The following is a 13,673-nucleotide window of genomic DNA, read 5'->3' as shown; positions in this document are numbered from 1 at the left end:
TAAGTTCATTGTACTTCATCAAAGCGCATTCCTCCCGGCACTGACCCTACGGGTACAGTGCGGGGCTCCTACGATTTCTAGCTGACGCTCCAAAAAAGTGGCAGGGGCCTGCAGATACACTTGGCCAAAAGGACTCCGTCCCGCTTACGCGATCGGCAAAACCGCTCGGCAATCGCGATCGATGGCCAGGCCGACGGCTGCACCAAACTCCAGCAGCTCGACAATATGAGCTTTCTCCAGCAACAGCCCATGGGATCCCATTCCCTTAACCAGCCAAACCTGACCGCTGCGTACCTGCTCCAGAAGGGTAGAGGGATCCCGAAGCCTAGCCCAGAGTGGCGGTTCAACCTGCTTTCCAGGGCACGTCTGACCCGTACAGCCCAGTGAGTCAGAGCCGTTGATGGGTGTGGGGGTGCTGTTTGATGTTGTCGGCATCCTTCACCTCCACAACCGCGTTGAGGATCCGTCGGGGCTCAACGCTGTGATTGAGCTTAAACACCCCCCGCTCTGGAGTGCAGGTTTGGTGCAGGGGGATATGGCGAAACTGGGGCTTGCTGCGATAGGTGCGGGCCGCTGCCTGCACCCGTTCCACGAAGTCTTCTCCCAACAACACCCCTGGCGGGAAAACATCGGCAGGCAAAGTTGGGATCCCGTTGTTCACGATCTCGGCGTAGGTTGTGGCGTAGAGGAGAACATAGGAAGTGCTGCGGCGTTCTTGGGCCAGGCAGTCCAAATCGGCAGCAGGCACCGGCTCGGCCACCAAAACCTCTACCAGGCGACCTTCCTGATCCTGCTGGAAGCAAGTGGCCACTCCCAGCACCACGTACTCCAGTCCTTGCACTGGGCTGGAGCCAAGGTGAGTTTGAGCAGTATCCGACATCGATGCCGATCTCCAAGCGGGGGAGCGAACTTTCACGGCTCCGGCAGGCGCCAAGATCCCTCAAGCCGGGCGCAGTTCTCACCATAGCAACAATTTTTGCGTCGGGCAGCGGGAGCTGTTGCAAGATAGAAGGCGGATCCCAGCCCAGCTCTCTGTGAAGGATGACAGGGGCAGCATTTGGCTACAGGGATCCAAAATTTGCTTTACTGTAGCGAAGCGGGGTCAGTACTGCCCGAGGGGAGCAAGGGGTTGGGTTCCAGGCACCTTTGGCAACCCTTGATTCATCATTATTGATTCATCATTATCTAGGAAATACTTGCTCTAAGGATCCGACCATGGCGGATGGCGAATACAGACCAGGCTTGGAAGGCGTTCCGGCCACACGCTCCAACATTAGTTTTGTGGATGGCCAGGCGGGGATCCTGGAATATCGGGGCATCCCCATCGAGGAATTGACCGCCCACAGTACCTTTCTGGAGACAGCCTACTTGCTGATCTTTGGCAAGCTGCCGACCCAATCGGAGCTGGACAATTTTGACCAGGCAATCCGCAGTCATCGACGGGTGAAATACCGCATCCGCGACATGATCAAGTCGTTTCCAGAGTCGGGCAACCCGATGGATGCTCTGCAAACCTGTGTGGCGGGCTTGGGGCTGTTTTACCCGCTGCGGGAGATGGATCCCGACTATGTATTCGGCACCGTCACCCGCTTGCTCTCCAAGCTGCCGACCATGGTGGCCATGTTCCACCAGATGCGACAGGGCAACGATCCCATTCCCCCGGACGATAGTCTGGATCACGCTTCCAACTTTCTGTACATGCTCTCGGGCAAGAAGCCGGATCCCTGGTTGGCCCGCATTTTTGACATCTGCCTGATCCTGCACGCCGAGCACACAGTCAATGCCTCCACGTTTGCCCTTCTGGTGAGCGCTTCCACGCTGGCTAACCCTTACAGCAGCCTGGCCACGGCGGTGGGTACCCTTTCGGGGCTGTTGCACGGGGGGGCCAACCAACAGGTGATGATGCTGCTGCGGCAAATTGGCTCGGTGGAAAATGTGCGCTCGTTTATCGAGGAGAAACTGGCCAAAAAACAGCGCATCATGGGCATGGGGCACCGAGTCTACAAGGTGAAGGATCCACGGGCCACCATCCTGCAGCGGCTGGCTGAGGAGCTGTTTGAGCGCTACGGCCACGACAAGTACTACGACATCGCCCTGGAAGTGGAACGGGTGTGCGAGGAGTTGCTAGGGCCGAAGGGGATCTACCCGAATGTGGACTTCTACTCAGGGTTGGTCTACGCCAAGCTGGGGATCCCAGAAGATTTGTTTACACCGGTGTTTGCCATTGCCCGAGCGGCGGGTTGGCTGGCCCATTGGCGGGAGCAGTTGTCCGATAATCGGCTTTTCCGACCCACCCAGGTGTACACAGGTGAACGCCAGCAACGCTACATCCCTATAGAAGAGCGGGGTTGAGAGCCGTTTGACAGGGCGCTGGGCCGGGATCCAAACTCAGTAAGGCCCAAATTGTGCGTGAGGCGGTGTGTTGAGCCTTTTAGACTCTCCCCTTTGGCGAGACGGGTTCACCCTGTTTCTGAGCCTTGTGGTGCAGGCAATGCCATTTTTGCTGCTAGGGGTGTTTCTATCGGGGCTGCTGGCGGTGTTTGTCGAGGGATCCCAGTTGGCCCGTTTCCTGCCCAAAGGCAAAATCGGCAGCGCGGTGGCCGGTGGCGCTTTAGGATTCTTTTTCCCGGTGTGCGAGTGCGGCAACCTGCCGGTGGCCCGTCAACTGGTGATCAAAGGGATCCCACCCCACGTGGCGGTGGCCTTTCTGTTGGCGGCGCCGGTGTTTAACCCGGTGGTGATCTTTTCTACTTGGATTGCCTTTCGCTCCATGCCGGAGCTGGTGATCTACCGAGTTCTCTTTTCCTTCGGCATTGCGGTTGTCGTCGGCTTGATCTTCAGCCTGCAAAAGGATTTCCAGCCTCTGTTGCAGCCGTCAGTCTGGCGGGAGCTGCAGCGCAATTGCTCCCAAGAAGCTGATCCGAAGAACATCTCCCGCTCGCCGTTGTTGCAGGGGGGCACCTTCTGGATTGGATCCCAGAGCCCTGCTCAAGGGGCCTCTGGCGGATCTCTGGCCACTTTACAAACGGCTGAAGATGTGTATCGCTCTGCTCTGGCCGCTGCGCCTTCTCCCTCCAGGGGACAAAAAGGAGTTCTCCTGCTGCAGACCTGGGCCAGGGAGATCCGCGAATTGGGATCCGTGCTCATCTTGGGCTCGGCGATGGCCGCCCTGATTCAAACGGTGATCCCGCGTTCGTTTGTGCTGGATTATGGCCAAGATGCATTGCTCTCAATCCTGATCATGATGGCCCTGGCCGGGATCATCTCCATCTGCTCGACGGTGGATGCCTTTTTCGCCCTCTCCTTTGCCGCCACCTTCACGCCGGGATCCCTGTTGGCTTTTATGGTGTTTGGGCCGATAGTAGACTTGAAAGCCATAGGCTTGATGCTCACTCTGTTCAAGCCCCGCGCCATTTTCTACTTCGTGATCTTGGTCTTTCAGCTTACTCTGGTGGGAGCTTTAGCCATCAACTACTATGGCAGTTAAAGCATTTGTTCGAACCTTTCTCCACAGATGCACCCTCTCCATCCACTCTTCGTCAAATACAGTCGCTTCAGTTTAGGGTAAGACGCCTGGGCTATTGAGAACAGCCTTCTGGCTCGGTGCACCCTAGGTGTGGGTGCAGTGTTCCGGTTTAAGTCGAAATGACCATAGAAAGAGTTGTCTGGATAAGGTTTATCACCAGAGTGCTCTGCTCCCAGACGGTTGAGAACTCAGGTGTTACAGGCATTATTGTAGTAAACTCAAGAAGGACGTAGTCTGGATTTCATAATTATCGCGACCCTATTTTTCAGCAGGACAAAGCTATGAGCAATCTATACTCGACAGACTTTAACTTGTGGATTGACCGAACAACCCGGCTATTGCGGGAAAGGCGCTGGCATGAAATTGACATAGCACACTTAATTGAAGAGGTTGAGAATTTGGGTAAGAGCGAACGACGAGGGATTACCAGTCAATTAACTCGCCTTCTGCTGCATCTACTCAAGTGGCAGTATCAACCTCAGCGCCGTTCAGATAGCTGGCTAGATTCCATTACAGATGCGCGAACCCAAATCGGATTGGCCATAGAAGATAGCCCTAGCCTAAAAGGTTATCTGGTAGAGCAACTTGAAGAGAGTTATCAACGGGCGCGCCGCCAAGCAGCCAGGCAAACGGGGATAGAAATCTCGACATTTCCAGATGTCTGCCCCTACTCCCCAGAGTTGGTGCTTGCAGAGGACTGGCTGCCGGAAGTTTGACAGTCCACACCACAAAGCATTTAACGGTGGACAGCATTCCCACAGTACTGACTGTAGAGCTTTGGACTGGTGTTGTCCTGCCCAGACAATCCATCAGGGATTAAACATGGGCAATACAGATAGACCAAGGCCAATTGCTGTGCTACTGTTGCTATTCCTCAAGCAGAGGTGCGCTCCTGCCAGGTGCGCATCTTGCCCGGATTAAGCAACCCATAGGGATCCACTTCTTCTTTGAAACGAATCTGGCGCGGATCCATCACTTTGCGCCCGCCGTCTTCGATGATGAAAGTGTGGGGGTTGGCAATAAATACTCCCTGCTCTTCGTGGTAGCGCATGATCTCGTTTAGACGCTCTTCGGTGGTAAAGCGGACAATTTGCAGGCCGACGGGGGTAGCTTGCCCGTTGATGCGAATCAACTCCAGGTGCATCAGCACTTCGTCGCCAAAATACTCGTACATGTGCTGCACCAGCTTCAGCTCCCGATCGGCGGGAAAAGCCGATTGTAAATAAGTCAGGCTGGGATCCACGCTGCGGCAGTGCAAAGTGGTGTGGTTCCAAGAAAATTCCCCCAGCGAGATTCCCTTGCTGGCCTCCTGGGCCGTTTTGTTGTAAACCACTTGGCCCCCATGTTCCCGGACAAGCTCCAACAGCGGCTCCAGGCTGCATTCGGCCACCATCAACAGGGCCACAGCGGATCCCTCTGGCAAATGACCCCGCAGCGGTGCAAAGTAGCTGGGGATCGGCCAAGCGTGCAGGCTGATCATCTTCTTGATGATCCCATCCGCATCGCCCAGGGCCTGGCCAAAATGGGCACAGGGCATAAACCCTCCTGCGGGGGGAAAAGCCACCACCAGCTCTGCCCAAGGGTAAGCAGGCGCCAGCGGAATCTCCACCTCGGTGATGATCCCATTCAGGCCCCAGGCATGGCTCACTTGGAACACCTCGTCTCCCCGCAGCTCCAGCACCCGCGGCTCTTCCTCCAGGGTGACCACCCGCAAACCCAAGATGTTGCCGCGATCCCGCAGTTGGCCGTAGGTCACAGAGCCAATGCCGCCGCTGCCGCCGGCAATGAACCCCCCGATGGTGGCCGTGCGATAGGTGGAAGGAGCCATGCGGATCTCCCAGCCCATCTCCCGGGTGTGTTTGTCGATGGCCATCAACTTGGCTCCCGCCTGCACCCGCGCCAAGCCCGGCTTTGCCCAAAGCACCTGGTTGAGCTTGCCCATGTCCAGGATCACACCCCCGGCCAGCGGGATACATTGGCCGTAATTACCGGTACCGGCACCGCGCACCGTAACCGGGATCCGCAGCCTGGCACAGGCCGCTGCCACCCGCATCACCTCGGCCTCATCGGCGGGGCGCACCACCAAATCTCCCCGCTTGTCGCTCAGTTGTCGGCTCAGCACGGGGCTGTAGTGGTAAAAATCCAACGACAACTTGGCCACCTGAGCCGGATCAGTGATGATCTCAATACCCTCTAAGTCAGAACGCAAAGCCTGCAGCTTGTCAGGAGCGGCAACGATCATAGGTATCCGTATTTGGGTGCAACGGTTCTTCAGACTCCATCATCGGCAGAAATTGCCTGCAAAAGGGTTTGCCGAGAACAGTATGGGAAGGATCCCTGTCCGGCCAGGTCGATTAGCCGAAGCGGCCCTCCACATAATCTCTTGTGGCTTGCTTGGTGGGGCTGTTGAAGATGACTTCAGTTCTGTCAAATTCAATCAGCTCGCCCACACGGTTGGATCCCACCAGCTCCACGCTGAAGAAAGCCGTCATATCCGAGACGCGGCTGGCCTGCTGCATGTTGTGGGTGACGATGATGATGGTATATTCCTCCTCCAGCTCCTTCATCAGCTCCTCAATGCGGCGGGTGGAAATGGGATCCAGTGCCGAACAGGGCTCATCCATCAAAATCACATCCGGCTGTACCGCCAGAGCGCGGGCAATACACAAGCGCTGCTGCTGCCCTCCCGACAGCGACTGACCATTTTCTTTCAACTTGTCTTTGACTTCATCCCAGAGGGCAGCCCGTTTCAGCGAGGTTTCCACCACCTCGTCCAAGTCTACCTTCATCCCCAGCACCCGCGGGCCGTAGGCCACGTTGTCGTAAATGCTTTTGGGGAAGGGATTGGGTTTTTGGAAGACCATGCCGATACGCCGCCGCACCGCCACCGGATCGACCTCTTTGGCGTAGAGATCCTTGCCGTGGTAGGTGAGCTTGCCCTCTACACGAGCACCGGGGATCAAATCGTTGGTGCGGTTAAAACAGCGCAGAATCGTGCTTTTGCCACAGCCGGAAGGGCCGATAAACGCAGTAATCTGTCGGGCTGGGATGTCCAGAGTAACATTTTTTACCGCCAGATTGGAGCCATAGTAGACATTCAGGTTCTCGGTCCTGAAAACGTAAGAGGTCTGGTTAAGAGATTGAGTTTGCATGGCAGCACTCACAAAAAGAGCTAGAGTTCGACGAAGAGTTCGATTCAAGACTTTGTTGAGAATCCTCAGGCTATTTCCTGGTCTTGTACACCAAAAAGCGAGCGATCAAGCTGGCCGCCAAAACAATGGCTAACAAAACCAAAGCGCCCGCCCAAGCCAGCTCCTGCTGCACCCTGTAGGGAATGATGGAGAAAAAGTAGACCATCACCGGCAAGGTAGCCACCGGGCCAAAGAGATCAGTAGACCAGAAATTGTTGTTGAAGGCGGTAAAGAGCAGAGGTGCAGCCTCGCCTGCCGCTCGGGCCAAAGCCAGGATTAGCCCGGTTACGATGGCCGGTGCCGCTGCCGGCAAAACAACGCGCATTGTGGTCTGAAAGCGATTTGAGCCCAGGCCAAGGGAAGCCAAGCGCATGTCGGGCGAAACCAGCAGCAACGCCTCCTCGGTGGAGCGGACGACAATCGGCAGCATCAGCACGCCAAAAGCCACCCCTCCCGAGAAAGCCGAAAAGCCGGATCCCCTCACCACCACAGCATAGGCAAACAGGCCGCAGAGAATGGCCGGTACCCCCGTGAGCACATTGCAGGAAAACTTAACCAGATAAGCCAAGCGGGTGCCGCGACCGAATTCAGACAAGTACACTGCCGCCAAGATGCCGAAGGGAAAGCTCAAAGCCGCCCCCGTAGCCAGCACCATTAAATTGCCGACAATTGCGTGACCAAAGCCCCCTTCCGCCAGGCCAGGGGCAGGGTAGCGGGTCTGGGTGAGGACATCCCAATTTATCCGCTGGATGCCTTCCTTGCCCACATCCCACAGCACCCAAGATAGGGAAGCTATGATCACCGCCACAAAGAGGCCACTCAGCAGGGTTAGGACAATGCCTGTGTAATTGCGGACAGGGGCAATGGCGGCACGAGTAATGTCGATGTCAACCTTCTCAGGGGCAAGCTGTGCTGAGTCGGACATGATAACAGTGCTCCTTTATCTTCTTTCTGCTTCCCAAGTTACTGCTCCAAGTTTTGAAACTTGCGGATGATGATCTCGGCAACAATGTTGACCAATAACGTCAGCACCATCAGCACCACGCCGGCATACATGAGAGCCGAAACCTGCAAGCGTCCTGCCTCGCCAAACTGAGAGGCAATCAAGCCAGTAATAGTGGATCCCGGCTGCATTAGGGAGATATTGATGCGGTTGGCGTTGCCGGAAAGCATGGCCGCTACCATGGTCTCTCCCAGGGCCCGCCCCAGCGCCAGCATGATCGAGCTGACAATGCCCGACAGGCCGGCAGGGATCATCACCGTTAAGAGGGTCTCCCAGCGGGTTGCCCCCAGAGCCAAAGCGCCCTCTTTTAGGCTGCGTGGCAGAGATTCAAGGGTACTGCGGGTAATGGAGATGATGATGGGAGAGATCATGATCCCCAGCACCACAGCCACTATCAACAAGCTGGGCCCCCGCGGAGCCGGGCCACCCAAGAAAGGGATCCAACTCAGCGTCTGGTTAATGGCTCGAAAGATGGGCCGCACTGCTGGAATCAGCACAAAGATCCCCCACAGCCCCAGCACCACACTGGGAATGGCCACGATCAGCTCAACGGCAAAGCCAATCGGCTCCGTTACCCACTTGGGGGCAAAACCTTCCGCCAGGAAGATGGCAGTGCCAATGCCCAGAGGGATGGCAAAAATCAAAGCCACCAGAGAGGTTACCAAACTGCCATAAATCTGTGGTAGCACCCCGTAGATGTTTTCCACCGGGTTCCAGCGGGCAGTAACCAGGAAGCCCAAGCCAAACTGCTGAATCGCCGGCAGAGCCGCTTCGGTGGTTTGAAGAATCACCCAGATGAGGATAATGCCGGCAAACCCTGCCAAGGCCAGCGTCAGGCGGACAAAGCCCACATCAACAGCCCGAGACAGGCTCGCCTTTTTCTCAATGTCAACATCGATATCCGGGTTTGGTGGTGAACCATAACCCGTAGCCGCTGAAGTCATAGCCTCTCTCCCATGATCATCTTCGGTTCAAAACTTTCCTAAAAATCCCACCGTGCAAGGTAAGCCCAGCAGCCGACCGAGAAAGCCTCATCTGCCTCCTCAGCCGGCCACCAGCTCCACTCTAGTGGAGTTCAGGCTGCAACCCAGTCATCGCACCGCATTGGGGTTAACGGTGATGGCATCCAGCTCTGCAAAGATCCGCTGGATAGCCGCCTCAGGCATAGGGATGTAGTCCAGCTCCTTGGTGATGGCTTGACCCTCTGGCCCCTGGGTCCACTTCAGAGCCTCCACCAGCTTGGTCAGCTTCTGCTGATCGGGATACTCGCGGTACAGCATCACCCAGAACAAGCCCACGATTGGGTAGTCATTTGGCCCTTCAGGGTCGGGCACCAACAGCGCAAAGTCATCAGGAATGGGAGCATCAAGCGCCGAGGTAGCTGCCTCAGTCGAGAACCCAACAATGTTGCCCGCTTTGTTTTCCAAGCGAGCAGTGGTCATCTTTTCCAGCTTGGCATAGGACTGGTTCACGTAGCCAATTGCCCCTGGCTCCTGCTTGATGGTGGCGGCTACGCCCTCATTCCCTTGGGCTCCAATGCCAACAGGCCACTCGACAGAAGTACCAGCACCGGCTGTCCAATTAGGGCAAACAGTTCTGATGTGGTTGGTGAACACAAAGGTAGTCCCAGAACCATCAGAGCGGTGTACCCAGGTGATGTCCAGGGGTGGCAGCTTGTTTGCTATACCTGGGTTCTCGGCCTTGATGCGAATGTCGTCCCAGCGAGTGATCTCGCCGGTCACGATGCCGCAGTAGGTTTTCCGCTTCAGGATGAGCTCTCCGCCTTCAATGCCGGGCAGGTTATAGGCAAACTCGATGGACCCTCCCGCCAGAGGCAACTGTAGGGGCTCATAGCCGTATTTAGCTCGGAAGCTTTCCAGGCGAGCACCGGAGAAAGGCGCCTCGGAAGCGCCGAAGTCCACAGTGCCATTGATCACCTGCTCTAGGCCAGCACCACTACCGACAGACTGATAGCTGACTTGCACAGTGGGGTCTACGGTGCGGTTGTAGGCGTCAAACCAACGTTGCAGCAAAGGAGCCGCAAAGGTCGCGCCCGCCCCGGAGATTTGCACGGTTTGGGCTTGAGCCGAGGTCGCTGTTAGAAATCCTACTGTTAGAGCGGTGAGGGAGAAAGCAGAAAGCAGGGTTCGCATAGGTAATATCTGTGGCAAATCAACATCTTCAACCCTATAACCTCAAAGTTAACGGAGGGATATCTAAAGGTTAACTTTGGGTTAAGTCAAGAGAAAAATCGATATTTTTGAGTGTGCTGGCTCGTTTCCAAACCTCGATTTTCCATCTGGTGGTCTTGGCCAGTTTGGATTTCAGCAAAATCAGGATCCTGGAGCCCAGGATCCGCGAAAAGGCTTATACTGCTGAACTTCTATCTCATTTGACAACCAATCAAACGGACACAACTTGAATAAGAGCTAAGCTTAGACGGCTGCAAAAAACTCGATCCAGATCCAAGATGTGTAAAATTTGAGACAAAGATGTTGCTCACCTCTCGGCAAGCTTGGACATGATTTCAGCAGGTGGGGAAAAGCCCCGCCCAGAGATTCTTTCGGCTTTTGGCAGAGAGAATTGGTTAGAAGATAGACTCCAACCTTCTAGACGTGGGGCAGCTCTACATGTTCCCCGAGCAGAGAAAGATCTGGGCTCTAGGCTGGGATCCGCCCGCCCCCCATGAGGTACAGCAGGGCCATGCGCACCGCCACGCCGTGGGTGACCTGCTGCTCAATCAGGTTCAAGCCGGGATCCTCCATTACCTCGGAGCTGAGTTCCACACCGCGATTGACCGGGCCGGGGTGTAAAACCCTCACCTCTGGGTGGCACAGGCGCAGCCGCTGCCGCGTGAGGCCGAAAAGGTGGTGGTATTCCTGCAGGCTGGGGAGAAGGAACTCGCCCATGCGCTCCTGTTGCAGGCGCAAGGTGATGACAAAACGCGCCCCTTTGAGGGCAGGCTCTAGCTGCCAATGGACAGGGAGCGTATGGCCGGGTACAAACTGGGCAAAATCCTTGGGCAACAGGGTGGGAGGGCCGGCTAAGTGAACCTCAGCTCCGGCAGTCACCAAGGCATAGATATCGGAGCGGGCCACCCGCGAGTGGAGAATATCGCCGACAATGGCGATTTTGATCCCTTGCAGCAACTCCAGACGAGGACGCCGGGGATCCAGATGGCTGCAGAGGGTAAACAAGTCCAGCAAACCTTGGGTGGGATGTTCGTGCAGGCCATCCCCGGCATTGAGAACGCCCACAGGGGATCCGCGGCGGTCGATCTCGGCAGCTAATTGTTGGGGCACTCCTGCCTGGGCATGGCGAACGATCAAGAGATCGGATCCCATGGCCAGAAAGGTGCGGGCCGTATCCAAGAGCGTCTCCCCTTTGCTCAAGGAAGAGGTGCCTGGGGAAAAGTTGAGCACATCTGCCGAAAGGCGCTTGGCCGCCAGCTCAAAACTGGAACGAGTGCGGGTGGAAGGCTCGAAGAACAGCGTCACCACCACCTTCCCCTGCAGGGTGGGCACCTTGGGCAACCGCCGCGTCAACACCTCCTGGAAACTGGCGCTGGTCTGCAAAACCATCTGGTATTCTTCGGGAGTAAAATCCGCCAAGCCCAAGACGTGCTGCCGCTGCCAAGCCATAGGGGATCCTCAAATGCCCAGGCGGGCAAAGATCTCGTCCAAATGGGTTAGGTGGCGCCGCGGATCAAAACAAGCCTGCAGTTCCGCCTCGCTGAGGTGAGCCATCACCCGGGGATCCGCCAGCAGATTGGCGCGAAAGTCCCCCTGCGGCTGGTTCCAGGCGCGGTGAGCATTTTCCTGCACCAGGCGGTAGGCTTCCTCGCGGCTAAGGCCCTTCTCCACCAAAGCCAGCAGCACCTGCTGGCTGAAGATGACGCCGCCGTAGAGGTTGAGATTGCGCTCCATGTTGCGAGCGTGAACCTGCAGCTGGCCCACCAGCTCCGCCATGTTCACCAGCAGGTAGTGGCAGAGGATGGAGGCATCCGGCAGGATGACCCGCTCTACGGAGCTGTGGGAGATGTCCCGCTCATGCCAAAGGGGAATGTTTTCTAGGGCCGAGACGGCATACCCGCGCAGGAGACGGGCCAGCCCCGTCAGTTGTTCCGCCTTGATGGGGTTGCGCTTGTGGGGCATAGCAGAGGATCCCTTTTGGCCGGGGGCAAAGTACTCCTCAGCCTCCAGTACCTCTGTTCGCTGCAGGTGGCGGATTTCAGTAGCAAAGCGCTCTAGGGAAGAGCCAATCAAAGCCAAGGTTTGCACGTATTCAGCGTGGCGATCCCGCGAGGTTACCTGTGTCGAGGCTGTATCGGGCTTCAGGCCCAGGCGAGCGCAGGCCAACTGCTCCACCTGGGGAGGCACGTTGGCGTAGGTGCCCACGGCGCCAGAGATCTTGCCCACCGCCACCACTTCCCGCAGGCGAGCTAGGCGCTCTTGGTGGCGCAGGCACTCGGCCAGCCACCCTGCCAGCTTAAAGCCAAAGGTAATCGGCTCGGCGTGAACACCGTGGGTGCGGCCGATCATGAGGGTGTAGCGGTGCTGCCGAGCTTGGTCGCGGATAGCAGCGATGAGGTCGGCCAGGCGAGCTTGCAAGATCTCCACCGAGGCCACAAGCTGCACGGCCAGAGCGGTATCCAACACGTCCGAGCTGGTCAGGCCCAGGTGGATGTAGCGCCCTGCCTCGCCCACGTGCTCGTTGAGGTTGGTTAGGAAGGCAATAACATCGTGCTTCACTTCCGCCTCAATTTCCAAAACCCGCGCCGGGTCAAAGGCGGCTTTGGCTCTGATCTCCTGCAGGGCTTCTTGCGGGATCCGCCCCAGCTCCGCTTGCGCTTCACAGACAGCCAGCTCCACCTGCAGCCAGGTCTGGAGCTTGTGGGCAGTGGACCAAATCTGGCCCATTTCGGGCAGAGTGTAGCGCTCGATCAAGGTGCCTTTTCCGTCGGTACAGTAGGATGAGCTAGGCTATTTTAGCCTTTGGCGTCCCCCCTCGAGGAAAAGCCGCTGGGGGATCCCTGCGGGCTTGGCTTGCGGTGTCGAAGGAGCAGCAAGGAGTTTGCAGATGACCGTCGGAGCTGTGCCAACTCAGGGAAAAAGAGCTTGGACAGCCGAAGAATTCATGGCGTTGTCCAGGGAGGGACATCGCTACGAGATTGTTGATGGGAAGCCAATTGATATGGGAAGCGCGGGGGCACTCCATGGTTATGTCTGCAGCCTCCTATTGGCAGCTTTGACCCCCTACGTTTTGTCCAACAAGCTGGGGATCGTTTTAGATTCCAGCACTGCTTTTAAGATGAAGAGTGGAAATTGGCGCTCCCCTGACATCTCTTTTTTTGCTAAAGAACGCTTGCAGGGCATGGCTGAACTGCCCACAGGATTTTTGGAAGGCGCTCCAGATCTGGCTGTTGAAGTGCTTTCCCCCCGCAATACGGTTGAAGAAATTCATGACAAGCTGGTGGAGTACTTTGAAAATGGCAGCCGCCTGGTTTGGCTGGTTCACCCCAGCGAGCACTACGTCCTGGTGTATCGCAGCTCTCAAGAGCCTGACCGCCTCCTGAAATCGGTTGATCTTCTAGAAGGTGAAGAGGTTATTCCAGGATTTGCCCTGCCGGTGGCTCATCTATTCCAGAAGCTTTCCTTGTAACATCCCCCCGCCCTCACTCTAGCCAATAGAGCTTGGGCCTCCCAACCTTGCCATTGGGCATTCCTGCCCCGCGTCACAGAACGACTTGGCAGAGGAGTCGGTATCTCGACCCTGACTTTCCCGCCAGAGCGCGGAACTTGTAGCTCCCCGCACCCCTCGCAAGTTAAGTGCAGGGGGTTGCCCCTCTCGCCGACAGTCTATATTGAACTAGTTCGGGATCCGAAGAGCATGCCTCTAACCCCCAAAACCCTGAACTTTGCTGAATTTACTGAGCTTTAGGCGGTTTGGCAAA

At 56.7% G+C, this 13,673-nt stretch carries 13 protein-coding genes; 4 read left to right on the top strand and 9 right to left on the bottom strand.

Annotated elements, in window-relative coordinates; all coding sequences use genetic code 11:
• Positions 1–144: 144 nt before the first annotated feature.
• Positions 145–435 carry a hypothetical protein gene (locus tag NW840_RS00680; protein ID WP_148202743.1) on the bottom strand — a complete coding sequence of 97 codons (291 nt, stop codon included), beginning with the start codon at positions 433–435 and terminating at the stop codon, positions 145–147.
• Positions 389–880: a hypothetical protein gene (locus NW840_RS00675; protein ID WP_414341729.1), complete on the bottom strand. Its 492-nt coding sequence runs from the start codon at positions 878–880 to the stop codon at positions 389–391. The genes NW840_RS00680 and NW840_RS00675 overlap by 47 nt, the downstream gene beginning before the upstream one ends.
• 335 nt (positions 881–1,215) lie before the next feature.
• On the opposite strand from NW840_RS00675, the gene NW840_RS00670 reads away from it, so the two are divergent.
• The 3 genes from NW840_RS00670 (at position 1,216) to NW840_RS00660 (ending at position 4,242) form a co-directional block, all read left to right on the top strand.
• On the top strand, positions 1,216–2,352 hold the full coding sequence (locus tag NW840_RS00670) for a citrate synthase (RefSeq protein WP_414341728.1): 1,137 nt from the start codon (positions 1,216–1,218) through the stop codon (positions 2,350–2,352).
• A gap of 67 nt (positions 2,353–2,419) precedes the next feature.
• Positions 2,420–3,487, top strand: a complete 1,068-nt coding sequence (locus NW840_RS00665) for a permease (RefSeq protein ID WP_414341727.1) — start codon at positions 2,420–2,422, stop codon at positions 3,485–3,487.
• Between the two features lie 320 nt (positions 3,488–3,807).
• Positions 3,808–4,242, top strand: a complete 435-nt coding sequence (locus tag NW840_RS00660; RefSeq protein WP_414341726.1) for a DUF29 domain-containing protein — start codon at positions 3,808–3,810, stop codon at positions 4,240–4,242.
• 158 nt (positions 4,243–4,400) lie between these two features.
• On the opposite strand, the gene NW840_RS00655 is transcribed toward NW840_RS00660, so the two are convergent.
• From NW840_RS00655 to purB, 7 genes are all read right to left on the bottom strand, one after another.
• A complete protein-coding gene (locus NW840_RS00655; protein WP_414341725.1) occupies positions 4,401–5,768 on the bottom strand; it encodes an FAD-binding oxidoreductase in 1,368 nt (455 codons plus the stop codon).
• 112 nt (positions 5,769–5,880) lie between these two features.
• Positions 5,881–6,678 (bottom strand): phosphate ABC transporter ATP-binding protein PstB, encoded by a 798-nt coding sequence (pstB, locus tag NW840_RS00650; RefSeq protein ID WP_099883872.1) that lies wholly within the window; start codon positions 6,676–6,678, stop codon positions 5,881–5,883.
• Between the two features lie 70 nt (positions 6,679–6,748).
• Positions 6,749–7,642 carry a phosphate ABC transporter permease PstA gene (gene pstA, locus NW840_RS00645; protein WP_414341723.1) on the bottom strand — a complete coding sequence of 298 codons (894 nt, stop codon included), beginning with the start codon at positions 7,640–7,642 and terminating at the stop codon, positions 6,749–6,751.
• A 38-nt stretch (positions 7,643–7,680) separates the two neighbouring features.
• Entirely contained in the window at positions 7,681–8,664 is a 984-nt protein-coding gene (gene pstC, locus NW840_RS00640; protein ID WP_414341721.1) for a phosphate ABC transporter permease subunit PstC, read from the bottom strand.
• 147 nt (positions 8,665–8,811) lie between these two features.
• Positions 8,812–9,873 (bottom strand): phosphate ABC transporter substrate-binding protein PstS, encoded by a 1,062-nt coding sequence (gene pstS / locus NW840_RS00635; RefSeq protein ID WP_414341719.1) that lies wholly within the window; start codon positions 9,871–9,873, stop codon positions 8,812–8,814.
• A 507-nt stretch (positions 9,874–10,380) separates the two neighbouring features.
• On the bottom strand, positions 10,381–11,361 hold the full coding sequence (locus tag NW840_RS00630; RefSeq protein ID WP_414341718.1) for an aspartate carbamoyltransferase catalytic subunit: 981 nt from the start codon (positions 11,359–11,361) through the stop codon (positions 10,381–10,383).
• A gap of 9 nt (positions 11,362–11,370) precedes the next feature.
• Positions 11,371–12,666, bottom strand: coding sequence for an adenylosuccinate lyase (gene purB / locus NW840_RS00625; RefSeq protein ID WP_414341716.1), 1,296 nt, complete (start codon positions 12,664–12,666; stop codon positions 11,371–11,373).
• Between the two features lie 133 nt (positions 12,667–12,799).
• On the opposite strand from purB, the gene NW840_RS00620 reads away from it, so the two are divergent.
• The gene (locus NW840_RS00620; protein WP_011430559.1) at positions 12,800–13,381 is read left to right on the top strand and encodes a Uma2 family endonuclease; all 582 of its coding nucleotides are present in this window, start codon (positions 12,800–12,802) and stop codon (positions 13,379–13,381) included.
• Positions 13,382–13,673 lie beyond the last annotated feature (292 nt).

This window comes from Synechococcus sp. R5-13, assembly GCF_047462015.1.
GTDB lineage: Bacteria > Cyanobacteriota > Cyanobacteriia > Thermostichales > Thermostichaceae > Thermostichus.
Note: the sequence above shows the minus strand (reverse complement) of the source record. Positions and strands in the feature narration are given on the sequence as shown.